This window comes from Vibrio sp. 070316B, assembly GCF_013114115.1.
Taxonomy (GTDB): Bacteria; Pseudomonadota; Gammaproteobacteria; order Enterobacterales; family Vibrionaceae; genus Vibrio; species Vibrio chagasii_B.
On record NZ_VTYC01000002.1, the window covers coordinates 168,022 to 192,625 of the forward strand.

Here is a 24,604-nt window from a genome sequence, read left to right on the forward strand (position 1 = left end):
TAAAATCCGCCTAACTATTAAAAATCAACAGCTTAAGATATTCCCTACCGAAGCATGATCAAGGCTAGATCATGCTTTCATGGATCCAACTCATCGCTACCGATGAAAACTTTTATGAAAAAGTATCAGATCAATAACTCGGTGATCAGTGAATCTGATGTTTTACATTACCTTGATCATCGTTTCGGGGATGCCTGGCCATAAAGCGGACATGTGACTCGATCAACTTCTCTGATTCTGCTTGCCAGCGCGGCTCCTGCTGCTGATTAGCAAACTCTAGAGCCAGCACACACAGGTGCTGAACCCGCTGAGTACACCACTCTTGCAAGTCTGGCTCTGCTTTAGGGTCACACGACACTGCTTGCAGCTTGCCGTAAGCAAACATTAGGTATTGGTAAGCCTTTTCTTGATGGTGTGCATTTTCGTTCGGCTGTCGATAGAAGGTAAAGATTCTCAGGCAGCCATCTAACCAACATGCGATGCCTTTGCTTTGGTCATCCGTGATCAACGGCCCCCAGAGTGCATCTGGAGGCGTTAAGATCAAAGGTTCTAACCGTTCCACTTGATCATGCTTTCGGGCTTTGTACCAATCTCCGATCCGCTCTAACCAAGTGTCTAGTTCATTCATGCAACATTATCCCATTGTTTTACAAAGTGATTATCAGCAACTTGCTTAACGTTATGCTGTATTTCACTGCTTTGCTCTCGAATACGATCAGCGTCTATTGAATAGTTTGGTTCATTTTTAACGAGTTCGCCAAACGGTAGATCAGGATCTGGCACCGCAGATATCAATAGCTTGGTGTATGGGTGTTGAGGATTGGTCAAGATCGACTGAGTGGATCCCCATTCGACGATCTGTCCTTTGTACATAACTGCTGTCTCTTCTGCGATGTAATGTGCGGTGGCGAGATCATGGGTGATGTACAAAAAGCCAATCCCGAGCTCTTTCTTCATTCTTTGCATTAGGTTAAGTACGCCAAGTCGAATCGAAACATCCAGCATGGAGGTGGGCTCGTCGGCAAGAATGACCTCAGCGCCAACAGCCAGTGCTCTTGCTAGGTTAACCCTTTGTCTTTGGCCTCCACTGAGCTCGTGAGGGTACTTAGCCAATGTTTCAATGGGTAACTCCACCAGCGTTAATAACTCTTCTAGGCGCTCTGCTAGCGCTTGTTTGTTGGCGACTTGCTTATGAATCTTGAGAGGGCGTGTTAAGTGGTGCTCTATAGTATGTGTCGGATTTAACGAGCCAAACGGGTCTTGGAACACCATTTGTACTCGGCTGCGGTAGTCCAAGATGTCTTTGCGGCTGTTGAGGGTTGAGATGTCTTTGCCATTGAACAGGATCTCGCCCTCTGTCGGTGGGTAAACTTTGGTCATCAGCCTCGCACAGGTACTCTTTCCGCAGCCTGACTCGCCAACGAGTGCTAGCGTTCTTCCTGGGTATAAATCAAAACTCACGCCATGTAGGGCTCTAAATATCTCCTCTTTGCCAAATCCACCACCTACGGTGAACTCTTTAACGAGGTTTTTTACTTGCATAATTGGTTGTGACATTGAGGCTCCTAGCACGCTGTGGCGTGAGCATGTTCGTGAATATTAGGGAATGAACTCCACAGCTTTTGGGTGTAGGAGTGCTGAGGGTTATTGCGAATCTCATAGGCTTGATTGACTTCAACTATCTTGCCATGACGCATAATGGCAATGCGGTCACACAGCTGGCTCATCAGGGCTAAATCGTGGGTGATAAACAGGATTGAGAAGCCGAATTCTTCTCTGAGTTGATGTATTTGTTGCAATATTTCTCGTTGAACGACGACATCCAAAGCCGTAGTTGGCTCATCCATGATGATCAGTTTGGGATTGAGCGCGAGAGCAATCGCAATCACTAATCGTTGACGCATACCGCCGCTAAATTGATGAGGGTATTCGGTCAGGCGATGGCGAGGAATATTCACTAGGTCGAGCAGCTTTTCTGCGCGGTCCTTGGCTTGTTCATCACTCATTCCTTTGTGGTGGCGTAGTACGTCAGCAAATTGTTCTTCGATAGTTAATACAGGGTTGAGTGAGTTCATGGCACTCTGGAACACCATGGCGATCTCACTCCAGCGTAATGTATTAAGCTGGCTGTCAGATAGTCTCAGTAGGTCTTGTCCATCAAAAAGTATTTGACCGCCAGAGATGAATGCGGGCGGCTTGTGAAGTCGGTTAATAGCAAATGCGATGGTGCTCTTGCCACAACCTGACTCGCCGGCCAGGCCAAAGATTTCTCCTTGCCCTATGCTAAAGCTGACGGACTTTACGGCATTGAAGTCACCGTCGTCGGTGATGTAGTCGACGCATAGATTCTTCACTTCAAGAAGCGGTGTATCTGGTTTTTCCATAGACATGATTGATACTCAGTTATGATATTGATAACCATTATCATTAGCATGTGTTGGATTTAGTGAAAGCGATCAGCGCAAAAACAATGAAGTGCCTCGAAATTTATCTTGGAGAATTTCAGGAATTTTCAGGGTAAAACAAGAAATGAGAGGGAGGAAAGTGAGAGTTGGATCAAACCACATTTCTTATGGGGAATCTTTTAAATGTAATGGCAGAAAATGGCTTTGGCAAAGTTTAAATGAGCTATTTATTAATTAGCTTTGTGAAGCGTCGGAATCATCACATTTCAGTGCAGAATTTCTTAACAAGCGAAATAGCATTTGCTACAGATTACCTGTCCATTACATGGTGCTTTTCGGAGGAAAACATGTCCATTAATTCTATCAACCATGATGAAATGACAAATATTGCAAACAAGTGGGATGCTGAAGAAGAAGTATCTTTCAAACCAGAAAAGAAAATGAAGTCCGCTGAAGCTCGTCGTCGTATCGAGGCTCTAAGAGAAATTAGAGAAAGCGGTTTGAGTCTGGAAGAAGCGAGGGAGCTGGGTCTTATTCACTAATATCCCCAATTGCATTTAAGAGGGTGGCTCAGCGCCACCCTTTGATTTATAAGTACTTTATTTACTGCCTACCCCATTCAAGCTGGTTTCCTAACTTTGTTTGGTCGCTATTCAATCGTATTACTCCTCTCTGTAACTCTCTTTCTACGTATAAAAACAGGCTGACGGCATACTCTTGAACTAAGTTGTTTGACAGCAATATGTGACGCCACTAATTTTAAAGGTAAAGCAAAAATATGCGATGTCATTGGTGAGGAGAAGGCTATGTCGAATTCTGTGGCTCAAGCTGAAGAAGTCTTGTTTTATGAACCAGAAGATCCGAATGGATATTTGTCTAATTTTGCCGCTTGTCCTATCAAAGTGGATGGTCAAGTTTGGGCAACCAGTGAACATTACTATCAGGCGATGAAGTTTGTTTCACCAGCACTTAGAAACATGATTCTTGAAGCCTGCACACCCGCAGAAGCATTTTCATTAAGTCGCCAATATGAAGACCAAGTTCGAGACGATTGGTACGATGTTCGTGTTGAGGTGATGCGTTTCATTGTCACCGAAAAGTTTAAACAGAACCCACAATTTGCTCTGTTCCTGACGGGAACTGGTGACTCAGTGATCAAGGAGCACTCACATAAAGACCCTTTTTGGGGGGATGGGGGAGACGGAAGTGGTGAGAACCATTTGGGTGAGATTCTAATGGCAGTACGCCAACAACTTCGTACCCAACAACTGCACTTGATCACATCACATTAAGCACACATTAAAAAGGCCGCTCTGGTTAGCTTGTATGCTAAAAACAGAGCGGCCTTTTGTATTTCTGTAGTTCCGGTATCCGAAGTCGCTAGAGTGCGCTAACGAGCCACAGATTGACGCTAGTACTATAAGTAACTTTGGACGATGTCATCGAGCTGCCCATCGTCTTTCATTTGGTCTAGGCGTTGGTTAATAAAAGTCTCGAGCTTAGGATCCATTTCTGGGTCGAAAGCTAAATGAATAGGGTAGTTGTTGATGATGGAACCAAAATCCTGCATTTGGTAATCATCAATGCTTAGCTTCTGTTCGTTGAGGTTGTATTTGATTCGTGATTCCATTTCGACAAACACAGTATCACCAGGTGCTCGGTTCAGGACACGAAACGCTGCGGTGTAATCTTTTACTCGGATCTCATTGAGCTTACCTTGTTGGATGTAAGGCTCTAAGTTTGGATATTCAAATCCCACCAGCAATACCACAGCCTTGCCATCTAAATCGTCAATCGTATTGAACTCGAACGGCTTTTTACCGCTACTCAGCAATACGTGTTTTACATTGTAAATTGGCTCTTCAGATAGGTTGACTGATTGGATGTTCCCCCAGCTAGGGCTGCCGTAAGTTACCCAATTTGGGTTCTCTCTCGCATCTAGCTTGTCAATCATTCGATTAAAAGGGTAGGTATGGTAGTTAATCTCGTACTGGCTATCGTCAAACACTGCTTCAACAATATCAGAAACGATTCCTCTGTGGGATGACCCGTCAGTTTCTATCTGAAAAGGTTGCGCTTGGCTCGCAATAATGTAGTAGTGAAGAGGCTCGCTTGAGAAAGCATAACTGCTTGAAAACAAACTGACTATGGATGCAACGATAAGATGTTTTTTCATAACCTTCCCTAGTTATTTGATGAATGACTACTACTATACTAGTTGAGTAATTGTAGTTTACTAAGATAACAACATTGGTAATTTTTATATGGTGAAAAAAGGAAAACGCTATATTGGACTCTCTCGACAGTTGATCGGGGCCATCATTGCTATCAGTACCTTATTCACAGTTATAGTGACAGGTCTGGGGCTGTATGTGGAGTACCAAAATCGAGTTTCTTTTATTAGTTCTCAGATCGAACAGGTTAAAGCAGGCTACCTTTCTGGCTTGACGTCAAGTCTATGGGTTGAAGATCGTGCTCAGTTGTTTGTGCAAGCAGAGGGCATCTCCCGCCTTCCTTCGGTCAGTTATCTCCTTATCGAAAGCCCTGATGAAAAAATCTTAGAGCTTGGCAGCCCAACGACAGGGCAGTCATATTCTCAGTCATGGGAAATGGTGTATCAGATGGGGGGCAAAGACTTCCCACTGGCCACCCTCACGGTGCAATCCGATTTAAGTATGATCCTCAATGACTTCGAAGAACGAGTACTGTTGCTACTCGCTTTTGAAGCCGTGAAAATCTTTTTGCTGTCATTGGTCTCTTTGGCCATTGTTTATCGCTTGGTTGTCAAACGCTTAATGACCATGTCCTCTCAGATAAACGAGCAGCAAGTTGAAGACAATAAACCACGTTTTTTAACGCCAACCGACTCTACTTATAAAGATGAAATATCGACGTTGGAAAACAGCTACAACCAATCAATTGAACGCATTCGTCAACAGTATCAAGAGTTGATTAAAGCCAAAGAGACGGCTGAAGTTGCTAACCACAACAAGAGTGAATTTTTGGCTAACATGAGCCACGAAATCCGCACTCCAATGAATGGAATTATCGGACTTTCGTCTCTGCTCTCAGAAATGGATATGCCGAAAGAGCAAAAAGAGTACGTCAACATGCTCAATACCTCTTCGTTAACTCTTCTAGACCTTATTAACGACATCTTGGATTATTCGAAAATTGAAGCGGGACGTTTAGAACTGCAACAAGAACCAATGAAAATGATGGGTATTGCAGCCGATGTTGAATCGACCTTCAGAGTGAAAGCCGAACAAAAAGGTTTACGATTCCAATTGGAGATAGACCCTAAGATCCCAACCATGGTGATCGGAGATGGAACCCAGCTCAGACAGGTACTGAATAACTTAGTCGGCAACGCCATCAAATTTACCGAGCGAGGTCATGTGACGCTTTCTCTTCGCTTAGAAAAAGTGATCGAGCCTGAGCAGAAGTTGAGAGTTCGATTTGAAGTTGCTGACAGCGGTATTGGTATCGCAGAAGATAAACAAAAATCGGTATTCGATAAGTTTCAGCAGGCCGACGGCAGCACCACTCGTATTTACGGCGGCACAGGATTGGGCCTGACCATATGCGATAAGATAGTGTCCTTAATGGGCAGCAAGCTTGAGCTAACCAGTATCGAAGGCAAGGGCAGTACCTTTTACTTTGTGGCTGACTTTGATCCGTGTTTGGAGCTCGACGAGAGTAATATCGATTTCAATAAGGTCTCGGTGTTGCTGGTAGATGATAGCCAACTTAACATGCGTATCACCTCGACACAGCTACAGTCTTTTGGTGTGTCCTCTACATGCTGTGAAACCGCAACCCAAGCGCTAGAGCTCGTTTCAGAGTCTGTCGAAAACGCTTCGCCTTACGACTTAGTGTTGATTGATAAAGTGATGCCTTCTATTGACGGGTTCCAGCTTGCAAGAAACCTGATAGAGCGCTTGGGCAAAGCCTGCCCTAAGCTAGTTATGATCTCTGCCGACCCTCGTAAGCAAGACGAAATGCATGCCAAACAAGTGGGTTTTATTGCCTACATTGCTCGCCCATATCAAGATAACCAGCTTAAGTGGACCATCAGTGAGGTATTAGCGAGATCGGCGGACACCTCGACCTTCACCTATCCAAACCGAGGTGAAGTCGCGTTTAAGGACAATGAGCCTGTACCAACCACTAAACCAGCGGTAGTGGCGAAAGAGAGCGCCAAGGCTGAGGAGTCTAAGCCTCAATCTGAAACTGGGTTGTTTAGCGGTAAAGTACTGGTAGTTGAAGACTCTAGAGTCAATCAGCAAGTTGCCAAGATGATGCTCAAAAAGCTTGGTTTTGAAGTGGATATTGCCGACAACGGTAAAGTCGGAGTCGATAAGTTTAAGCACAACGAATATCAAATGATCTTCATGGATTGTCAGATGCCAGTGCTCGATGGTTTTGAAGCGACAAAACAAATTAGAGCACTCGAAGAAGGGACGTCGAAACATATTCCTATTGTGGCGCTGACAGCTAACGTAGTGCAGAGAGATAAGCACTTATGTTTTGATGTGGGTATGGATGAGTTTTTACCTAAACCCGTGAATCAAGGTAAATTGAGAGAGATTGTCGCGAGTTTTTTGTCTGATAAAAGCGAACTAACAGGTGAAGGTGAACAGAAGATTGTTTAGTCCGCGCGCCATTAAATCTCATCGTGAGAACCCAAAACTCCGACCTAATCAGTCGGAGTTTTTGTATATGTGGGGTTATTCTTTCAACGGATGCGGCACTAGCCAATACTATCGATGTGAATCACTACTGAGTCTGGTCGCCAGTATTCCAATTCGCAGTCCATTAGCTCGCCATCTTGCTTGTAGTTCACACGGCAGATCTTCAGCACTGGCTGGCCCTCAGCTAAGTTTAGCGCCTTAGCGACATAGGCTGGGGCTGAAGTGGGAATTACATCAAAGCGCGATCGTTTTGTCTCATAGCCGTATTTTTCTCGATAGATCCCCGTCAGCGACATGGTGAGGTTTTCCGACAATATTTTTTCAAACAGGGGTGCTTTCAAGACGTTTTCGACGAACAGCACCGCTCGGCCATCAATAAAGCGTAATCGCTCAATCACGTGTATCGGGGTTATCTGTTCTATCTCTAATGCTTTGGCGTAATCGCCAGCCGCCATTTCTGTGCGGGTGCTCAGCAGCCTTGTTTCTGCTATGCGGTCTTGTTCGCGAATCATCTGATGAAAGTGAGAGCGAGACAATGGGTTGTAGCGAATACGCTCGGGCGACACATACCATCCTCGGCGCTCCTCTCGGTATATCAGACCTTCAGTTTCTAACGACACCAATGCATCTTTGAGTGTGATTCGTGTGGTGGAAAACAGTTCGCTGAGCTCTCGTTCGGATGGCAGTTTTTGCCCCTCGGTGAAGATACCCGATTGAAGTTGTTCTCTAATGCTCGCCTTAATTCTACCTAGCTGTGTTCCTGATTGCGCTGTTGCCAATGTTCTCATTACTGATCTAGTCCATAAGTTCGTATGCTCAATAAGGTAAACCATGGAGTTAACAGGAATGTTACAGTAAACAAAGGCTTACTGTCATATGAGTGAAATATAACTGCCACGAAAATGCACTCTAACTGTCAAATAAGTTGCGCGAAAGCGTCATATTCTGGCGATAGCATACAAAACGAACTTACTGACCTAGTCCAGAGGGATAGAGACAATGAAAACTTTGCTTAGCCGTTCAACTGTATCGCCAGCCAAACTGATTGGTTCACCTGCAAAATTAATCGGCGCAACGCTAATAACGGCAACACTTTCAATGCCAGCGATGGCGAAGGATGCTGATCTTGAGTCACTGATTGAGGCCGCTCAAAAAGAGGGTGCGGTTTACAGTGTGGGCATGCCAGACAGTTGGGCAAACTGGAAAGGCACATGGGCTGATCTGAAAGCGAGCTACGGTTTGAAGCATCAAGATACAGACATGAGCTCAGCACAAGAGATCTCGAAATTTGAAGCAGAGAAAAGAAACGCAACCGCAGATATCGGTGATGTTGGTTTCGCCTTTGCACGTGTTGCGGTGAAGAAAGACGTAACACAGCCATACAAGCCAACCACTTGGAATGACATTCCTGACTGGGCGAAAGATAAAGATGGTCACTGGGCTCTGGCTTATACGGGCACTATCTCGTTCATCTCAAACAACAACCTTGTTGAAGATGCACCAAAATCTTGGAGCGACCTACTTGAAGGCGACTACAAAGTCACTGTTGGTGACGTAGGCGTAGCAGCGCAAGCAAACAACGCGATTCTCGCGGCGGCATTTGCTAATGGCGGTGATGAGTCGAACTTAAAACCGGCGATTAAATTCTTTGGTGAGCTAGCGAAGCAAGGCCGCCTATCTTACACCGATCCAAGCATTGCGAACCTTGAAAAAGGTGAAGTGGAAGTAGCGATCATGTGGGATTTCAATGCACTGAACTACCGTGACAAGATTGACCGTGAGCGCTTTACTGTAAATATCCCACAAGATGGTTCAGTGATCTCTGGTTACACCACCATCATCAATAAATACGCAAAGAACCCGAATGCAGCGAAGCTAGCTCGTGAATACATCTTCAGCGACCAAGGCCAGATCAACCTAGCAGAAGGTTACGCACGCCCAATCCGTAGCAACGTGACGCTACCTCAATCAGTACAAGACAAGCTGATCTCGAACGAGCAATACAGCAACGTTCATCCCGTCACTGACTTCTCAGCATGGGAAAAATCAGCACGTCGTCTGCCGCGCCAATGGCAAGAAAGCGTCTTGATTCACCAGCAGTAATCCATATTCAAAACAAGCAACAGAGAATAGACCATGAGCAATAAGGTTATCCTTGTTGTTCTAGATGGACTGAATTATCAGGTAGCCCGTGATTGCATGGGCTACCTGAACGGTCTTCTAGAACTGAGTGATCTTCATGAAAAACAAGGCGATTCGCTAAACATGAGCACGCAGAAAAACAAGCTGCGCGCGACGCTTTACCCAATGCAGTGCGAGCTGCCATCCATGTCACGCCCACTGTATGAGTGCATTTTAACTGGGGTTCGCCCTGTTGAGAGTGGCATTGTTAACAACCAAATCGTGCGTTTATCGAATCACGAGTCGATCTTTAGCTTGGCTAAGTCACAGGGCAAAGTAACGGCTGCCGCGGCGTACCATTGGGTGAGCGAGTTGTATAACCGAGCGCCTTTTAACGCTGTGCGTGACCGTTTTACCAACGATGAAACCATGAACATTCAACACGGTTGTTTCTACCATTGGGACCACTACCCAGATGAAGCCTTGTTCTTGGATGCAGAGCACTTGCGTGTCACTCATCAGCCGGATTTCTTGCTGATTCACCCAATGAACATTGATGATATGGGACACAAGTATGGGTTGGATTCTCGCCAATACCGCAACAGCGCACGGGGCGCGGATATCTACCTATCGAACTACCTTGAGAAATGGGTTGACGATGGTTATCAGGTGATCATCACCAGTGACCACGGCATGAACAATGACTTGTCTCACGGTGGAATTTTGCCTGAAGAGCGTGAAGTGCCATTCTTTGTGATTGGCGATAAGTTCACACACCAAGCATGTTCAGTGAAACAGACTGATATTTGCGGCAGTGTGTGTCAGCTACTCAACCTTGAACACGATAAATCTTACACTCAGGAATTGTTGGCCCTATGAGCAGTTCTGTAATCACGCAGAGCGATGGCTCTGCCCTTAAACCTCAAACCAAATCTTGGTTCAAACGCTTCAAGCCCGCTTTGTGGCTTGCGCCTTTCGCCCTGTTTTTCTATCTGTTCCAACTGGCCCCTATGGTTTGGGTGCTGATCAATAGCTTCTTCTACGACGATGAGCTTTCCTTAGAAAACTATTCTGAAATATTCGACTCTGCTTTCATGATGCAGGCCTTTGGCAACAGTTTATGGTTGTCTATTTGGTCGAGCATTGTTGGCTTGGCGATTGCGACTCTGCTCGTTTCTTCATTGCGCCGCGTTGATTCTAAAATCCGCGATGCGGTGATTGCTTTCACTAATATGAGCAGCAACTTCTCTGGCGTACCTTTGTCGTTCGCCTTCATCATCATCTTAGGCACCAACGGTGCAATCACCTTATTGCTCAAGCAGTACGGATTGTTGGGGGACTTCGACTTGTACGGCAAGTGGGGCTTACTGGCGATTTACATCTACTTCCAGATTCCACTGGCGGTGTTGTTGCTGTATCCAGCGTTTGATGCCCTTAGTGATGACTGGCAAGCCGCCTCGGCACTGCTTGGTGCGAAAACCTGGCAATACTGGACCAAAGTTGCGCTTCCTGTGCTGTCTCCGGCCTTATTTGGCACCTTCATCATCTTGATTGCTAATGCGATTGGCGCGTATGCAAGCGTGTATGCGTTGACCTCGGGTAACTACAACGTGATTACGATTCGTATAGCGAGCTTGGTATCGGGCGATTTGTTCCTAGAACCTAATCTAGCTGCGGCGATCTCCGTGATTCTGATGGCGATGCTGGCCTTCATCACAGTGATTAACCAATGGCTGATCAGCAAAAGCTACGCAGGGAAGAGAAAGTAATGAATACTGTAAATACTCACTTTCATAAAACCGTGGTCTATTCGATCGTTGGTATCATGATGATCCCGATCTTAGCGACCTTCATCTACTCGATCTCTTCACGTTGGGGCGCGACAATCCTGCCTGACGGTTTTACTCTGGATTGGTACATCAATCTGCTGACGGATCCTCGCTTCTTACAAGCCTTCGGCCGTTCACTGTTTATTTGTGTAGCAGCATTGTCATTAAGTGTGGTGTTGATTCTGCCTGCGATTTTCGTGGTGTTTTACTATTTCCCGAAACTCGACAAGGTCATGAATATCATGATCTTATTACCGTTCGCGGTGCCACCAGTGGTGTCGTCGGTGGGTTTGCTTCAGTTGTATGCCGATAGCGAAATCTCACTGATAGGCACACCATGGATTCTGATTGGTACTTACTTCACCATCGCGTTGCCATTCATGTATCGCGCAATTGCCAACAGCTTTGAAGCAATCAACCTGCACGACTTGATGGACGCGGCTCACCTGCTCGGTGCAAGCACTACTAAGGCGTTCTTGTTGATTATTCTGCCAAATCTTAAGAAAGGGTTAATGGCGTCACTGTTCTTATCGTTCTCGTTCCTACTAGGCGAGTTCGTGTTTGCCAACATCTTGGTGGGGACACGTTACGAGACATTGCAAATCTACCTATACAACATGCGTCAAACCAGTGGTCACTTCACGTCAGCCCTTGTGATGACGTACTTTCTGTTTATTTTCTTACTGACTTGGTTGGCAAGTCGTTTCAGCCAGGGAACCAAATAATGAGCTATGTAAATGCGAAAAACCTCACCAAGCGTTTTAGTGAAAACACAGTATTTGAAGACATTGAATTCTCCATCGAGAAAGGTGAATTCATCACGCTACTTGGCCCGAGTGGCTGCGGAAAATCAACTCTGCTGCGTAGCTTAGCAGGCCTAAATCCAGTCGATGGTGGCGAAATCTGGGTGAATGGTGAAGAGATCACTCACCAAGTGCCGCAAGAGCGTGGCATCGGTATGGTGTTTCAATCTTATGCGTTGTTCCCGAATATGACGGTTGAGGGCAACATTGCGTTTGGCCTTAAGATGAAAAAGCTTGCCGCTGACGAGATAAAGCGCGAAGTCGCGAAAGTGATTGGGCTGGTGGATTTAACGGGCAAAGAGAAGTTCTACCCGCATCAGTTATCGGGCGGTCAGCGTCAGCGTGTGGCTTTGGCAAGAGCCTTGGTGGTCAAGCCGCGTATTCTATTGCTCGATGAGCCACTTTCAGCTCTGGATGCGAAGATTCGTAAACATCTGCGCCAACAGATCCGAGACATTCAAAAAGAGATGAACCTGACCACGATCTTCGTGACTCACGATCAAGAAGAAGCGATGATCATGTCTGACCGTATCTTCTTGATGAATAAAGGCGAGATCGTGCAAGCGGGAACACCTGAAGAGATCTACACTCAACCAGCCAATGAGTTTGTGGCAGGGTTCATGGGACACTACAACTTGGTACAAGCGAACAAGGCTAAGCAGCTGTTTAATATTGAAACCGAGTGGAAAGTGGCGATTCGACCTGAATCTATCTACGTTAAAGAGCAAGGTCGACAATATGGCGAACATATCTCTGCGCCGAAAACCGGCACCATTCGTAACCACCAGCTGTTGGGCAACGTGATTCGCTATCAAGTGGATGTCGATGAGTGCGAGCTGACGGTCGACCTACTTAACCGTTCTTCTGAACGACTATTGGCAAACGGCAGCCAACTTGAACTCCTGTTTAACCTGAACGAAATTCAACCTGTGAGAGCCTAAGATGTTCAAACCTTTGTATGTATTTGATATGGACGAAACGTTGATCAATGCCGATGCAGCGATGCTTTGGAATGAATTCTTGGTTGAAAAGGGCATTGCTACAGCACCGAACTTTATTGAAGAAGACCAGCGCTTAATGGGCTTGTATTCGGAAGGTAAGCTGAACATGGAAGACTACCTTGCGTTCGCCATGCATCCACTGGCCGACATGCCAACTGAGCAAGTCAGCGCTTTGGTTGAAGAGTGTGTTGAGCAGCATATTTTACCTAAGCAGTTCAAACAGTCGAAACCATTGATAGAGCAGCTGGAGCGTGACGATATCGACATGTTGATCATCTCGGCGAGCGTGACTTTCTTAGTAGAAGCGGTCGGCCGTAAGATTGGTATCGAGAATGCACTCGGTATTGATTTGGTCGAGAACCAAGGTCGTTTCACGTCTCAGATCTCAGGTGTACCAAGCTACCGTGAAGGCAAAGTGACCCGTTTAAAAGAGTGGTTAGATAATCAAGAAACTAACTATTCAGACATTCACTTTTATACAGATTCAATCAACGACTTACCTTTGTGTGAACACGCTGATTTTGCGTACCTAGTGAATCCATGCCCGCGTTTGAAAGCATTGGCCGATCAACCGAATTGGTCGATTTTAAACTGGGATTAACGTGAATCCTATATTCGAATTAGCTTCGTTTTAGAACTTATCAAGCCGCTGACTACAGCGGCTTTTTGTTTGCCAGTGAATGAGATTCGATGGAATTATCTAGTCTGTACTTTCCATTGAAAATCTCATATGTAACAACTTAATAACATCTCTTGCTTGGTTGTAAATCAAACCACCTTCTTTCAATCCCTTGATAGCGCTCACTTTCTTGTTATTAGAGATTGTGTGTAACAAATATTTTACAATTTGACAGGTTTTTAGCGTGATTGCCCATTTCTCTCCATCCATTCCAATCTGTCGGCTTGTGAGCCAAATTTAATTAAGGACAAAAAACACACAACCATTTCATAAAACGTAACACAAGACCGATAGGTACAAGGAGAAAGTTCATGGTGGAGTCATACAACCCGCTTGGTACGGATGGATTCGAGTTTGTTGAATACACAGCTGTCGACCACAAGGGAATTGAGCAACTTAAAGCGCTGTTTGTGTCACTTGGTTTTGCCGAGATTGCTAAGCACCGTTCAAAAGAGGCTTGGCTTTATCGACAAGGTGACATCAACTTTATCGTCAATGAACAACCACACAGCCAAGCTGAAGCGTTCGCTAAAGTTCACGGCCCATCGGTGTGTGGCATGGCGTTTCGTGTTAACGATGCAACCACGGCAATGACGCAGGCGTCTAGCGGTGGTGGTGAAGAGTACAAGACCGAAATCGGGCCAATGGAGCTGAGCATTCCTGCTATTTACGGTATTGGTGAAAGTTTGCTTTATTTCGTAGACCGTTACGGCAAGCAGAGCATCTATGATGTTGATTTCCGATTCTATGACGATGCGGAAGAGCGCATGGCAAAAGCTGATGTAGGCCTCTACGAAATCGATCACCTTACGCACAACGTGAAACAAGGCAATATGGATCTGTGGTCTGGTTTTTATGAGCGTATCGGTAACTTCCGCGAGATTCGTTACTTTGATATCGAAGGTAAGCTGACAGGCCTTGTGAGCCGCGCAATGACCTCCCCATGCGGCAAAATCCGCATTCCTATCAATGAGTCTTCAGATGATAAATCACAAATTGAAGAGTTCATCCGCGAATACAACGGTGAAGGCATTCAACACATCGCACTTGCTACAGATGATATCTACAAAACAGTGAAAACTCTGCGTGATCGCGGCATGGACTTTATGCCAACCCCAGATACCTACTACGAGAAAGTCGATGAGCGTGTGAAAGGCCATGGTGAAGACACTGATCTGCTGCGCGAACTGCGTGTTCTGATTGACGGCGCACCGACTAAAGACGGCATCTTGCTGCAAATTTTCACACAGACGGTTATTGGGCCTGTGTTCTTTGAAATCATTCAGCGTAAAGGCAACGAAGGTTTTGGCGAAGGCAACTTCAAGGCGCTGTTTGAATCGATTGAAGAGGACCAGATTCGTCGAGGAGTATTAGACGATGCATAAATGGATCTCGTTTCCTCATCGGGAGGGGGTGTGTTCTAAACAAGCGCATGCCGACTTCCCCGAAGAGGCAATCTATGAGCGAGAGGCGGGTCGAAGTGGTTTCTTCGGCCCTGCCGCTCACTTCCATCACCAACATGCCCCAACAGGTTGGTCTGAGTGGGAGGGCGACTTACGCCCTCGCGCTTTTGATTTTACGCTGGTGGACAAAGCCAGCCAGATAACTCCTTGGGCTGTGCCTCATCTTTTGCATAACGCGGACTGCAAGATTCGCGTATGGCGCATGGATGAGAAGATGGATTTCTTGGTACGTAACTCCGATGGCGATGAGCTACTGTTCATTCACCAAGGCAGCGCTGATCTCTATTGTGACTATGGCCATTTAGAAGTGAGTGAAGGGGATTACGTGATGATCCCGCGCTCAACCAATTGGCGCTTGGAGCCAAGCGAACCAATGTTCATCCTGATGATTGAGAACACCGACGCGGCTTATTCCTTGCCAGAGAAGGGCATGGTCGGCAATCACGCGGTGTTTGATCCGGCGGTTCTTGAAATCCCCTCGATCAACGAGCAATTCCGCGCTCAGTACTCCGAAGAGAAAACTCAAGTTCAGGTGAAACGCCACGACAAAGTCAGTGTGATCACTTATCCGTTCAATCCTTTAGACGCGATTGGTTGGCATGGGGATTTGGCTGTAGTGAAAGTGAACTGGCGCGATATCAGACCGCTGATGTCACATCGCTACCACTTGCCACCGTCTGCACACACCACTTTTGTTGGCGCAGGCTTTGTTGTGTGTACCTTTGTGCCGCGCCCGATTGAGAGCGACCCCGGTGCGCTGAAAGTACCGTTCTATCACAACAATGATGATTATGATGAAGTGCTTTTCTATCACGCAGGGGATTTCTTCAGTCGCGACAATATTGAAGCGGGAATGGTGACTTTCCACCCTGCGGGCTTCACTCATGGGCCTCACCCGAAAGCCTTTAAGGCTGGGCAAGCGTATAAGAAAAAGTTCACCGACGAAGTGGCTGTGATGATCGATACTCGCCACGCACTGCAGTTCTCTGACGAACTCGATAGCGTTGAGAACAAAGAATATGTCTACAGTTGGCAAGAGAAGTAAGGGGCAACAAGGATGAAATTAGCAACCAAGAAAAATGGTACTCGCGACGGTCTGTTGATGGTCGTGAGTAGAGACCTCAAACAGTGTGTGCCAGCGACGGAAATTTTCCACGCGATGCATCTGGCGCCAACCATGCAGGTCGCTTTGGATAACTGGGACAGTGTTGCACCTCAGTTAGAGGAGCTATACAACTCGCTTAACACTGGCCATGTGACGGGCAGTGAAGTGTTTTCGCCTCAATATTGTGAATCACCTCTGCCACGCGCTTATCAATGGGCGGATGGCAGCGCGTATGTAAACCACGTTGAGCTGGTGCGTAAGGCTCGTGGTGCTGAAATGCCAGAAAGCTTCTGGGTTGACCCGCTCATGTATCAAGGTGGCTCAGACGCCTTTATCGGGCCACGTGACAATATCGAATTTGCCAGTGACGAATGGGGTATCGATTTCGAGGGTGAAGTTGCGGTTGTCACCGGAGATGTTCCGATGGAAGCCAGTGCTAAGCAAGCGCATGATTCGATTCGTCTGCTGATGTTAGTGAATGATGTGTCGCTGCGTGGTTTGATTCCGGCAGAGCTCGCCAAGGGCTTTGGCTTCTTCCAATCTAAACCCTCTTCAGCGTTCTCTCCGGTTGCCGTTACACCTGACGAGCTAGGTGAGCAGTGGAAAGGCAGTAAGGTACACCTGCCACTGACTTCAACCTACAACGACACGCCTTTTGGCTGCCCGAATGCAGGTGTGGACATGACCTTCAATTTCGCTGAGCTGATTGTCCATGCAGCGAAGACTCGTCCACTGTCGGCTGGCGCAATCATCGGTTCAGGTACGGTATCGAATAAGCAAGGCACTGACCACGGCACCTCAATTGCGGAAGGTGGTGTGGGCTACTCCTGCATTGCTGAAGTACGAATGATAGAGACGATTCGTGATGGCAAGCCGTCGACTCAATTCATGTCGTTTGGTGATTCGATTCGTCTAGAGATGTTCGATGTCGATGGTGACTCGATCTTTGGCGCGATTGACCAAAAAGTCAGTCAATATCGACCACGCTAGTGAGAGCGACAAGAGTAAAGCGAAGAGAGGAATAGTATGGACAAGGGCTCTTTATGAACAAGAAGATCACACTCTATGGTTATTGGCGATCTTCGGCTGCCTATCGAGTGCGTATTGGCTTGAACCTAAAGCAACTTAGCTATGAGTCGAAATCGGTACATTTGGTGCGTAATGGCGGCGAGCAGCATGATCCACTATATCGCGAGCTCAATGCCAGTGAATTAGTGCCAGTGCTGGTGGATGGTGATGTTCAACTCAATCAGTCGCTGACGATCTTGCAATACTTGGACGAAAACTATTTGTGTGAGAGCAGCCCAGACTCCTTGTTGATTCCTGAGCAAACACCACTACGTTATCAAGCGTTGGCGATGGCTCAGGATATTGCGATGGAAATTCACCCTCTCAATAACCTGCGCGTGTTGCAGTATTTGGAGCGAGAATTGTCGTGCGAACAAGAAGCGAAAATGGAATGGCTTCACTATTGGATAAGCCAAGGTTTCCATTCTCTAGAAGAGAAGCTAACGAAGTACAGAAAAACACACGGCGACTCGGTGTATAGCCTCACAGATTCACCTTGTATCGTCGATATTTGCTTAGTGCCGCAAGTTTACAATGCGCTGCGCTTTGATCTTGATATGTCGCCTTATCCGCTGATTAACTCGATTGTCGAAGCGTGTAATCAGTTACCCGCTTTTATCGAGGCGATGCCAGAGAACCAAGCGGATGCGAATGTAACTACGTAAGCGTATAGCAACAATTAACAGTTGACTCCAACGGTAATGGCTATGTACTAGCAGGTATTTATTTTAGGTTATGCTTGACCTCATCGTAAATACTCACCTTTGCGCCACCAAACGATTACTGAACTGACGGAAGATATATTGGAATCAGTTATTTCAACGTGCTTTAGAATGCTTATAATGATGGTTTTGAGTTCGGTAGAGGTAAATTTCGGGGAAATATAATCGGGCTGAAAATAATCTAACCCAGACATAATATGACAGGCACTTATTTGAAAAGTGCCTGTCATAAAAGTTTTTAATTAGTACAATTAATCCAAACTTTCTATTATCAGTAATAGACTTTCTATATCACATAAATCACCACCAATTATTGCACTATGAGATGAATAATCATCAACTGTGATAATGTTGTCTCGGTATACTTTCAATCTACTGTTGGAATTTCGTATATAATGAATTGCTTTGGTAGCTGATACTCCCCCTAATTGAATAGCTCCAACTAGGGGGTTAGCCTCAGGTTTAGTATCTTCCCCCCATTGATGGGTAGAAATTAAATAGGTAGCCTCAAAGCTATTAACACCACTAGCCGCTGAACTTAAGCAGCTAATGCCACTGATTCTAGGGTTTATTTCAAGTAAATAGATACCACTTTCATTTGAAATAAAATCAACACAACATGCCCCAGAAAACTGAAGCGACGTTAATAGGTTGATTAGCTTATTCTTAATCTCTAAACTTAATGAAAGCTTGAATAAATTTTCATGAGACACTCTGATTGTATCAAAGTTAGAAATCGCCCCCCCCCTTACTGTGACCCGTAAGGCATGGCGGTTGAAAAAAGTAAGAACCTGGTTTTCCAATTATTTCTATGCAACCGAGGTCGCCATCAATGAACTTCTCAACAAGAATTGACTGGTTCCCATTCTTACTCAACTCTACCGACAAATCTTCCTCATTAAAGATGACCTCTACACCATGCCCCATGCAATTCCATAATGGTTTAACAACTAGCGGAAATGACAGGTGATTTAAGAGTCTGCATTCTAATTCAACACGCTCATTGCCCTTTATTAATTCGCCTCTCGTAAACTCTCTATCTAGAATTTCCCAAGAAGGAGTTGGCAAGTCATACTGTTCGAACAATACCTTTGTTGCTCGTTTATCAGATAGCCTATAAACAGCATTTAATGGGCCGGGTATACTCGACTTTGTATTGAAACTGGTTATATCTTCAATGGTACGCTCGTTTGGTATGGACCAGGATACCACTTGATTGTACTGAGTATTCAACACACACGCAGTATCCGTTGCAGCACCTTTAAGACTAACGCTTTCAGTTAAAGGTTGGTCTAGTAGTAGAAAGTCGGACATAGGGTTTGCTTGTTTTATCTTATCCCATGCTTCTTGAAGAAAAGGGGTACCTTGAGATACATCCAGTGATCTTACACATAAGCTCGATTTTTCGTTCATGCTATGCAAACCTCTGTATTCGCAATGAACTCATCCATCGCGACAGTTATACCGCTTGATTCATTTGATGCCATAATCGCCCAGCCAATACGTTCGATATTTGTAGAGCCAGGGCTAACCAGTGCCTCATAATTTACCGTAACACGAGATTCTAATATTTCCCCCGAAGTTAACTTATTGCACATTGTAACTTTTTTTAATGTACCTTCTTTGTTCGGTCTTAAAAAACTTATTCCAACATATCTTATTGGTCTTGCGGGAGAAAAATTAACGTCAAGGCATCCGGCAGATTGTTTCACGTAAACCAAAAGTGGGTTTTCATTGGTTGCTAGTGCTACTAGTTTTGGTATGTAATCACCGGCTGGGCGAGGGCAGCTTTCTAGGACTGTAGGCTCACCATTTTTATCCAGTTTAATCTCTGTGTGGCTTATACCATTTGAAACCCCTAGAGCTCTTGTTGCTTTTTCGGCTAGAGAAAGGATCTTTTGTTGTAAATCTTTAGGTATTGGAGCTGGGAATATATGACCAGTTTCAGCACGTGCACTTCCAGTTGTTGTAAACTTCATAGTTACACCCCAAGGGCAAAACTTACCGTTGATAGAGACAGCTTCAACACTAAATTCATTACCTGGTATATACTCCTGAACCAATATTTCATCACTAAAAGGGATTCCATGAGGGTACTCATGCGTCCATTGACCCGCATTTTTAATAGCCATTGGAAAGTCACAATAGTTACTAACAACGCTCACACCAAATGACGCAGCATTTTCAGCCGGTTTTACAACTACTGGGTAATTTAACTCCTCATGATGAAGTTCGGTAAGTTGATTTCCACGACTCAGCTTGGCAATTAGTTTTGGGATACGACATCCTGCATCACCTAGAACTTCTTGCATTACAAATTTATTTCTCCTAGCTTTAGCTAAAGCAACATCTGGTCCTGGTAAGTTAAGCTCGTATGCAACTTCAGCTGCAACATCTGTCAAGAACTCCCATGCGACAACAACCCCCGATACGGTATATTCTTTTCCTTTTGCAACGAGACAATTCACTGCTGAGGGTCCTTCTGAAAAGTCAACAAAAACAACAATATCAATAAGGTCTGTTAAGTGTTGTAGATAATTGGAGTAAACCTCCTCTGTAGTTGCAACAATTGATTTAAACCCACCTTCTTTAACTGCTTTTAGTAGAAGTTCTCCACCAGCTCCCATCGGCTCGATTATTAGAATAGAACGTTGTGTAAATTTAGTTTGAATAGACATATTCACCTACCTTGAATTTTTTGAACCCAATAGCCCAAATAACAATCATTAAGAAAATTACCGTTCCCCACATAAAATGCGTGCCAACATCCATTAACCAACCAAAAAGTGCAGGCGTAACTGCCATACCAATAGACCAAGTCATTTGGAACGCAGCCATATAATTACCATTATCCACACTGGGAGCTAACTCTATACTCAAAACGTTGATGGCTGGTGAAGAAATCATTTCAGCCACTGTATAAACAATCATCGCAAATATAAGAATAAGACCTATGATAATAGTATTATCAACAAATAAACTAGCGCACCAAAACAATACAAATGAAAGTACATTTATAACAAATGACTTTTTCAAATTATAAACTTTGTCATTAGACTTGGTCCAAAAAGCTACATGAGTACTGCATAATATGACAATTACTGTATTTAGTATTACTAGGCCACCCCCAAATGCTGCAGGTAAACCTAAGTATTTTGTGCAATACAATACGATTACAATAGGAATCACCATCGCAGACAAAACAAACCCAAAGTTAATTAGTAACAGGCTTCGGTATAACTCATCACTTAAAACAGTTAGAAAATTTTTCCTCTCTGCCTTTGAATTAATTGAAGTACTTACTTTTACTTCAACCTCATTTGGTTTCCACATATATAAAACTACACATGAGATAAAGTAAAGTATTGATGAGGCCAAAATAAGGAGATGTAGCCTATCTAAAGAATCACTTGTGAAAGCTATAGAACTTATTAAAGTACCAGTTCCAAGGCCTACATTTCTTATTGAAGAAATTAGTCCAAACCAAGTATGAATTCCTTTTCCACTAGATGCTAAAGTTACTAGCCCTCTACTGCATGTCCAGTAACTATGCGAGCCAGCTTGGATGAAAAATTGGGAAACGATAATGAGAAAAGGATCTCTAGCATAAATACATATAAGAAAGCCAATGCCTGTAATAAAGTCACCAAGTATAGAAATGTTTTTAGGCCCATAATCATCTAGCCAACGACCTATAAACATAGGGAAAATAGATGATAGAACCCTACCAATTGTGATTGAAACACCAATTACTGAAAGGCTAATATCAGTCACTTCACTGAAGTAAAGTAACATAAAAGCCATTACTAAGCCGCCACCTGTAGCATTCAAAATTGCAGATGTAACGAATAGCTTAGAATGACCTAAATTAGGGATGGATACATTAAATGTTTTATTCATGCTGAGACTCATTTTTTATATTATCATTTCAAATTCAGTTGTTTGTTCTTGCATTTGTTTGAAAGCATAATAAAACTCAGGCGAAATATTATGAATTTCATAGAGATATTCTGTGCATTTCCATTTTCTGCTAAGGTACTCAATTGCAGCAATTTTGAAATCATCACCAGCCAGTTCATTTACAAATGATTTGATGATCTCCTGGTCTACACCTAGTTTCAAAGCATTGAAGATTTTTAAAAACTTTGCAGAGTTACAAAAGAATTTGTCATTGATCTTCTTCTCAATTTCTAATGACTTATTGAAGTTGCCGGTTTTAGAGTATTTTTCAGATTCAAATACCATATCTAAGACACTATCCAAATCATGTAATGTTGTTGTAATATTTGTGTGACCCACTCCACACTCATACATGCTTTTAGGGTTTTCAATATGAGCAAGTTTCGATGCTGTGTTGAAGTGTCGATTGTAAATATGAAAAGTACCGACAAACCAAGATAATGTACCTACACGCCACCCCATTGTTGTTGCTACTAACTCATGTAGAACACTCCATTCGAAGAAATTAATTCCGCTGAAGCCCCAAATTGCATCATTCGCTCTTACAGCAACATTAAGATCTAAGTAACCATTTCTTTGTATGAAATGCAGCCAGTTATTACAAGGGACATCTTTGGTTTCTCTATAATCACTCGATGGGTCAAAGATGTTCATTACAGCTCGTTTGGTTACAGGGTCTTCTTTAAGTCGCTTAATCACCCCTTCAAACTGGTCGGTATTCCCATTCCACTTACGCAAACGAGGTCCATACGCCGCTCGCCATGTTTCGCCATCGTCTGAGAAATCACTTGCCCTAGGCAAATAATTTTGTAAAAAATCAAGGTCACTGCGACCACCTAAAACCCACAATGTTTCAGCTACTTGAGCAAATACATTGTTGTTTCTCCCTGGTACAACAAGAAAACGCTCTGCAGGTTTTTCTATTTTGGTAAGAGTTGCCAGAACCTCTGTTTGCTCTTGATCTCGAGATCCTACTGTTTGACCATTAGTCAGGATGTTTTTCAATGTGCTGATTAATGCAGAAGTTATATTACGATTCATGACACACCTTTAAGCCAATTTGTGAAAATACATCTGCAACAAAGTCTTTTGCTTCTGAGATAGTTGAATACTCAAAGTGCTTACAGTTATCACTACCTGAAATCATCGCGGACACAGCTCTCTCCCCTTGACGATATAAAGTGATTACAGGAATTCGCCATTGAATTGCTGTAGCAATTTCATAGCCTACGCCAAGACTTGGTGTTGTTACCTCAGCAACAACAATATTTGATTGTCTTAGCCATTGAAGATCACGATCATGGATAAATTTATCGGTCAAAAATGATTGACCTCCATCTGAAAGTTTGTAATCGCCAACATGTTCTGTGATTACGGTTCCATACGCTTTTAGCTGGCTAATTATTTCAGCATAAACCGATACATCGTCTCTCCCCGCACGAATTGAACCAGCAAAATAAATTACAGTATCTTTTTTACCTATACTCTTAGTTAGAGTGTGACCAACATTATTCATCTTGAACCTTAAAATATAGTTACCACTACGCTTTAATGATAATTAGCATATTAATATTATTTATTGAATTTTTTAGAAATTAAAATTCATAGTTAATAAATTAAACTAAAGAGAGATAATCCTTTAGTTTATATAGTATGAGTGTCTCTTATTATAAGTATTAGTTGATTCTAATTTTAGCATCCATAGTTAATTTTCATTTCGAGCGAGAATACTTACCATTTTATTATTTGTAAATATAACTAACTGGCTTTACACTAATGAAAAAAAATCCTTAATAGAGTTTAAATATGGAAAGTTTGAAAGGAATTGCTTCCTTTGTTCATGCGGCAGAGCTTTGTAGTTACGCGGAAGCTGGCAGAGTATTAGGAGTCTCAGCATCGGCAGTTTCTAAAAGTATTACAAGGCTTGAAGAAGAGTTGGGGGTTCGTTTATTTCACAGAACGACTAGAAGTATAAGCATGACTAACGAAGGGAATGTTTATTATAAGAGATGCAAGATAATTCTTAACGACTTAGTTGATGCTAGGGCTATGATCACAGCTTCTCGCTCAACCCCCAAAGGTCGATTGAGAGTTAGTGTTCCACAAATTTTCGGGCATTCTCTTTTACAACCAATGCTGGTTGAGTATTTGAGGACGTATCCAGAAGTAGAATTAGATATAGATTTTGAGGATAGGGTCATTGATATTATCGGAGAAGGGATTGATGTCGCTGTTCGAATTGGAGAACTGAGGGATTCCCGCTTAATAGGCTATAAAATCGGTGAGCAACATTTTGTCGTATGTGGCAGTCATGCCTATTTTAAGAAGCATGGAAAACCTAAAACACCTCACGATTTACTACACCATTCCTGTATTCATTTTAAATATCCTTCAAATGGCCGCATTGCTCAGTGGGCATTCAAGCCTCAAAATTTTAATTTGGAACTTCCGCGAACTCTTGTTTTCAATAATACTCACGCTGGCCTCCAAGCTGCCCTAGACGGATTTGGTATTGCGCACCTACCAGTCTATGTTGCCAAACCATCGTTAGAGCTTAATCATTTAGAGCCTATATTGACTGATTGTATGCAGCCCCTTGGTAACCTATCTTTAATCTGGCCATCAAACCGCCACTTATTACCCAAGGTTAGATCATTTGTTGATTTTGTGAACCAAAGAATCCGTGATAATGAAATGCTATCCCTTAATATACCTGACACAGACAAAGCAAACGTTGGCTGTTGATTTTTAGTG

26 protein-coding genes are annotated in these 24,604 nt (G+C 43.9%); 14 read left to right on the plus strand and 12 right to left on the minus strand.

The window, feature by feature from the left end:
* Positions 1-145 precede the first annotated feature (145 nt).
* From F0251_RS03095 to F0251_RS03105, 3 genes are read right to left on the minus strand one after another with little or no spacing between them, the layout of a single operon-like run.
* Positions 146-628 (minus strand): transcriptional regulator, encoded by a 483-nt coding sequence (locus F0251_RS03095; protein ID WP_171730290.1) that lies wholly within the window; start codon positions 626-628, stop codon positions 146-148.
* Positions 625-1,557 (minus strand): ATP-binding cassette domain-containing protein, encoded by a 933-nt coding sequence (locus tag F0251_RS03100; protein WP_061033985.1) that lies wholly within the window; start codon positions 1,555-1,557, stop codon positions 625-627. Before F0251_RS03100 ends, F0251_RS03095 begins: the two co-directional genes overlap by 4 nt.
* A gap of 8 nt (positions 1,558-1,565) precedes the next feature.
* Positions 1,566-2,390: an ABC transporter ATP-binding protein gene (locus tag F0251_RS03105; protein ID WP_105058622.1), complete on the minus strand. Its 825-nt coding sequence runs from the start codon at positions 2,388-2,390 to the stop codon at positions 1,566-1,568.
* 362 nt (positions 2,391-2,752) lie between these two features.
* Between F0251_RS03105 and F0251_RS03110 the strand changes: the two genes are divergently transcribed.
* Both F0251_RS03110 and F0251_RS03115 read left to right on the plus strand, forming a co-directional pair.
* The gene (locus tag F0251_RS03110) at positions 2,753-2,947 is read left to right on the plus strand and encodes a PA3496 family putative envelope integrity protein (RefSeq protein ID WP_004736928.1); all 195 of its coding nucleotides are present in this window, start codon (positions 2,753-2,755) and stop codon (positions 2,945-2,947) included.
* 189 nt (positions 2,948-3,136) lie between these two features.
* Positions 3,137-3,697 (plus strand): NADAR family protein, encoded by a 561-nt coding sequence (locus F0251_RS03115; protein ID WP_105058623.1) that lies wholly within the window; start codon positions 3,137-3,139, stop codon positions 3,695-3,697.
* Positions 3,698-3,822: 125 nt separating this feature from the next.
* Here the strand turns inward: F0251_RS03115 and F0251_RS03120 are convergent, their stop codons facing one another.
* Positions 3,823-4,581, minus strand: coding sequence for an ABC transporter substrate-binding protein (locus F0251_RS03120; protein ID WP_171730291.1), 759 nt, complete (start codon positions 4,579-4,581; stop codon positions 3,823-3,825).
* 88 nt (positions 4,582-4,669) lie between these two features.
* Between F0251_RS03120 and F0251_RS03125 the strand changes: the two genes are divergently transcribed.
* Positions 4,670-7,060 carry a response regulator gene (locus F0251_RS03125; protein ID WP_171730292.1) on the plus strand — a complete coding sequence of 797 codons (2,391 nt, stop codon included), beginning with the start codon at positions 4,670-4,672 and terminating at the stop codon, positions 7,058-7,060.
* 98 nt (positions 7,061-7,158) lie between these two features.
* On the opposite strand, the gene F0251_RS03130 is transcribed toward F0251_RS03125, so the two are convergent.
* The gene (locus tag F0251_RS03130; RefSeq protein WP_061033990.1) at positions 7,159-7,887 is read right to left on the minus strand and encodes a UTRA domain-containing protein; all 729 of its coding nucleotides are present in this window, start codon (positions 7,885-7,887) and stop codon (positions 7,159-7,161) included.
* A gap of 211 nt (positions 7,888-8,098) precedes the next feature.
* Here F0251_RS03130 and F0251_RS03135 point away from each other — a divergent pair, with 211 nt between their 5' ends.
* Genes F0251_RS03135 through F0251_RS03160 form a run of 6 tightly spaced genes read left to right on the plus strand, consistent with a single transcriptional unit; the run spans position 8,099 to position 13,454 of the window.
* Complete coding sequence (locus F0251_RS03135) at positions 8,099-9,202, plus strand: ABC transporter substrate-binding protein (protein ID WP_061033991.1); 1,104 nt, start codon at positions 8,099-8,101, stop codon at positions 9,200-9,202.
* A gap of 33 nt (positions 9,203-9,235) precedes the next feature.
* Entirely contained in the window at positions 9,236-10,099 is an 864-nt protein-coding gene (locus F0251_RS03140) for an alkaline phosphatase family protein (RefSeq protein ID WP_171730293.1), read from the plus strand.
* Positions 10,096-10,989: an ABC transporter permease subunit gene (locus tag F0251_RS03145; RefSeq protein ID WP_061033993.1), complete on the plus strand. Its 894-nt coding sequence runs from the start codon at positions 10,096-10,098 to the stop codon at positions 10,987-10,989. The genes F0251_RS03140 and F0251_RS03145 overlap by 4 nt, the downstream gene beginning before the upstream one ends.
* Complete coding sequence (locus tag F0251_RS03150) at positions 10,989-11,774, plus strand: ABC transporter permease (RefSeq protein ID WP_171730294.1); 786 nt, start codon at positions 10,989-10,991, stop codon at positions 11,772-11,774. The genes F0251_RS03145 and F0251_RS03150 overlap by 1 nt, the downstream gene beginning before the upstream one ends.
* A complete protein-coding gene (locus tag F0251_RS03155; RefSeq protein ID WP_171730295.1) occupies positions 11,774-12,793 on the plus strand; it encodes an ABC transporter ATP-binding protein in 1,020 nt (339 codons plus the stop codon). Before F0251_RS03150 ends, F0251_RS03155 begins: the two co-directional genes overlap by 1 nt.
* A 1-nt stretch (position 12,794) precedes the next feature.
* On the plus strand, positions 12,795-13,454 hold the full coding sequence (locus tag F0251_RS03160) for an HAD family phosphatase (RefSeq protein ID WP_171730296.1): 660 nt from the start codon (positions 12,795-12,797) through the stop codon (positions 13,452-13,454).
* Between the two features lie 99 nt (positions 13,455-13,553).
* On the opposite strand, the gene F0251_RS24425 is transcribed toward F0251_RS03160, so the two are convergent.
* Complete coding sequence (locus tag F0251_RS24425; RefSeq protein WP_253821610.1) at positions 13,554-13,742, minus strand: hypothetical protein; 189 nt, start codon at positions 13,740-13,742, stop codon at positions 13,554-13,556.
* Positions 13,743-13,843: 101 nt separating this feature from the next.
* Here F0251_RS24425 and hppD point away from each other — a divergent pair, with 101 nt between their 5' ends.
* From hppD to maiA, 4 genes are read left to right on the plus strand one after another with little or no spacing between them, the layout of a single operon-like run.
* Positions 13,844-14,917: a 4-hydroxyphenylpyruvate dioxygenase gene (hppD, locus tag F0251_RS03165; protein WP_004736942.1), complete on the plus strand. Its 1,074-nt coding sequence runs from the start codon at positions 13,844-13,846 to the stop codon at positions 14,915-14,917.
* On the plus strand, positions 14,910-16,040 hold the full coding sequence (locus F0251_RS03170) for a homogentisate 1,2-dioxygenase (protein WP_061015933.1): 1,131 nt from the start codon (positions 14,910-14,912) through the stop codon (positions 16,038-16,040). The genes hppD and F0251_RS03170 overlap by 8 nt, the downstream gene beginning before the upstream one ends.
* 12 nt (positions 16,041-16,052) lie before the next feature.
* On the plus strand, positions 16,053-17,090 hold the full coding sequence (locus F0251_RS03175; RefSeq protein ID WP_061015931.1) for a fumarylacetoacetate hydrolase family protein: 1,038 nt from the start codon (positions 16,053-16,055) through the stop codon (positions 17,088-17,090).
* 53 nt (positions 17,091-17,143) lie between these two features.
* Positions 17,144-17,833 (plus strand): maleylacetoacetate isomerase, encoded by a 690-nt coding sequence (gene maiA / locus F0251_RS03180; protein WP_171730297.1) that lies wholly within the window; start codon positions 17,144-17,146, stop codon positions 17,831-17,833.
* 308 nt (positions 17,834-18,141) lie between these two features.
* Here maiA and F0251_RS03185 read toward each other — a convergent pair whose 3' ends face one another.
* From F0251_RS03185 to F0251_RS03210, 6 genes are read right to left on the minus strand one after another with little or no spacing between them, the layout of a single operon-like run.
* The gene (locus tag F0251_RS03185; RefSeq protein WP_171730298.1) at positions 18,142-18,603 is read right to left on the minus strand and encodes an ATP-grasp domain-containing protein; all 462 of its coding nucleotides are present in this window, start codon (positions 18,601-18,603) and stop codon (positions 18,142-18,144) included.
* Positions 18,604-18,619: 16 nt separating this feature from the next.
* Positions 18,620-19,303 carry an ATP-grasp domain-containing protein gene (locus F0251_RS03190; RefSeq protein ID WP_171730299.1) on the minus strand — a complete coding sequence of 228 codons (684 nt, stop codon included), beginning with the start codon at positions 19,301-19,303 and terminating at the stop codon, positions 18,620-18,622.
* On the minus strand, positions 19,300-20,568 hold the full coding sequence (locus F0251_RS03195; protein ID WP_171730300.1) for an ATP-grasp domain-containing protein: 1,269 nt from the start codon (positions 20,566-20,568) through the stop codon (positions 19,300-19,302). The genes F0251_RS03190 and F0251_RS03195 overlap by 4 nt, the downstream gene beginning before the upstream one ends.
* Positions 20,552-21,790: an MFS transporter gene (locus tag F0251_RS03200; protein WP_171730301.1), complete on the minus strand. Its 1,239-nt coding sequence runs from the start codon at positions 21,788-21,790 to the stop codon at positions 20,552-20,554. The genes F0251_RS03195 and F0251_RS03200 overlap by 17 nt, the downstream gene beginning before the upstream one ends.
* A gap of 15 nt (positions 21,791-21,805) precedes the next feature.
* Positions 21,806-22,891, minus strand: coding sequence for a thymidylate synthase (locus F0251_RS03205; RefSeq protein WP_171730302.1), 1,086 nt, complete (start codon positions 22,889-22,891; stop codon positions 21,806-21,808).
* Complete coding sequence (locus F0251_RS03210; RefSeq protein WP_171730303.1) at positions 22,881-23,366, minus strand: nucleoside 2-deoxyribosyltransferase; 486 nt, start codon at positions 23,364-23,366, stop codon at positions 22,881-22,883. The genes F0251_RS03205 and F0251_RS03210 overlap by 11 nt, the downstream gene beginning before the upstream one ends.
* Before the next feature lie 290 nt (positions 23,367-23,656).
* Between F0251_RS03210 and F0251_RS03215 the strand changes: the two genes are divergently transcribed.
* Positions 23,657-24,595: a LysR family transcriptional regulator gene (locus tag F0251_RS03215; RefSeq protein WP_171730304.1), complete on the plus strand. Its 939-nt coding sequence runs from the start codon at positions 23,657-23,659 to the stop codon at positions 24,593-24,595.
* Positions 24,596-24,604: the final 9 nt, after the last annotated feature.

What these genes read in the sequence shown, in the direction of transcription:
- F0251_RS03095 (WP_171730290.1), bottom strand. Translation starts at nt 628, where the DNA reads ATGAATGAACTAGACACTTGGTTAGAGCGGATCGGAGATTGGTACAAA.
- F0251_RS03100 (WP_061033985.1), bottom strand. Translation starts at nt 1,557, where the DNA reads ATGTCACAACCAATTATGCAAGTAAAAAACCTCGTTAAAGAGTTCACC.
- F0251_RS03105 (WP_105058622.1), bottom strand. Translation starts at nt 2,390, where the DNA reads ATGTCTATGGAAAAACCAGATACACCGCTTCTTGAAGTGAAGAATCTA.
- F0251_RS03110 (WP_004736928.1), top strand. Translation starts at nt 2,753, where the DNA reads ATGTCCATTAATTCTATCAACCATGATGAAATGACAAATATTGCAAAC.
- F0251_RS03120 (WP_171730291.1), bottom strand. Translation starts at nt 4,581, where the DNA reads ATGAAAAAACATCTTATCGTTGCATCCATAGTCAGTTTGTTTTCAAGC.
- F0251_RS03125 (WP_171730292.1), top strand. Translation starts at nt 4,670, where the DNA reads ATGGTGAAAAAAGGAAAACGCTATATTGGACTCTCTCGACAGTTGATC.
- F0251_RS03130 (WP_061033990.1), bottom strand. Translation starts at nt 7,887, where the DNA reads ATGAGAACATTGGCAACAGCGCAATCAGGAACACAGCTAGGTAGAATT.
- F0251_RS03135 (WP_061033991.1), top strand. Translation starts at nt 8,099, where the DNA reads ATGAAAACTTTGCTTAGCCGTTCAACTGTATCGCCAGCCAAACTGATT.
- F0251_RS03140 (WP_171730293.1), top strand. Translation starts at nt 9,236, where the DNA reads ATGAGCAATAAGGTTATCCTTGTTGTTCTAGATGGACTGAATTATCAG.
- F0251_RS03145 (WP_061033993.1), top strand. Translation starts at nt 10,096, where the DNA reads ATGAGCAGTTCTGTAATCACGCAGAGCGATGGCTCTGCCCTTAAACCT.
- F0251_RS03150 (WP_171730294.1), top strand. Translation starts at nt 10,989, where the DNA reads ATGAATACTGTAAATACTCACTTTCATAAAACCGTGGTCTATTCGATC.
- F0251_RS03155 (WP_171730295.1), top strand. Translation starts at nt 11,774, where the DNA reads ATGAGCTATGTAAATGCGAAAAACCTCACCAAGCGTTTTAGTGAAAAC.
- F0251_RS03160 (WP_171730296.1), top strand. Translation starts at nt 12,795, where the DNA reads ATGTTCAAACCTTTGTATGTATTTGATATGGACGAAACGTTGATCAAT.
- F0251_RS24425 (WP_253821610.1), bottom strand. Translation starts at nt 13,742, where the DNA reads ATGGATGGAGAGAAATGGGCAATCACGCTAAAAACCTGTCAAATTGTA.
- hppD (WP_004736942.1), top strand. Translation starts at nt 13,844, where the DNA reads ATGGTGGAGTCATACAACCCGCTTGGTACGGATGGATTCGAGTTTGTT.
- F0251_RS03170 (WP_061015933.1), top strand. Translation starts at nt 14,910, where the DNA reads ATGCATAAATGGATCTCGTTTCCTCATCGGGAGGGGGTGTGTTCTAAA.
- F0251_RS03175 (WP_061015931.1), top strand. Translation starts at nt 16,053, where the DNA reads ATGAAATTAGCAACCAAGAAAAATGGTACTCGCGACGGTCTGTTGATG.
- maiA (WP_171730297.1), top strand. Translation starts at nt 17,144, where the DNA reads ATGAACAAGAAGATCACACTCTATGGTTATTGGCGATCTTCGGCTGCC.
- F0251_RS03190 (WP_171730299.1), bottom strand. Translation starts at nt 19,303, where the DNA reads ATGAACGAAAAATCGAGCTTATGTGTAAGATCACTGGATGTATCTCAA.
- F0251_RS03195 (WP_171730300.1), bottom strand. Translation starts at nt 20,568, where the DNA reads ATGTCTATTCAAACTAAATTTACACAACGTTCTATTCTAATAATCGAG.
- F0251_RS03200 (WP_171730301.1), bottom strand. Translation starts at nt 21,790, where the DNA reads ATGAATAAAACATTTAATGTATCCATCCCTAATTTAGGTCATTCTAAG.
- F0251_RS03205 (WP_171730302.1), bottom strand. Translation starts at nt 22,891, where the DNA reads ATGAATCGTAATATAACTTCTGCATTAATCAGCACATTGAAAAACATC.
- F0251_RS03210 (WP_171730303.1), bottom strand. Translation starts at nt 23,366, where the DNA reads ATGAATAATGTTGGTCACACTCTAACTAAGAGTATAGGTAAAAAAGAT.
- F0251_RS03215 (WP_171730304.1), top strand. Translation starts at nt 23,657, where the DNA reads ATGGAAAGTTTGAAAGGAATTGCTTCCTTTGTTCATGCGGCAGAGCTT.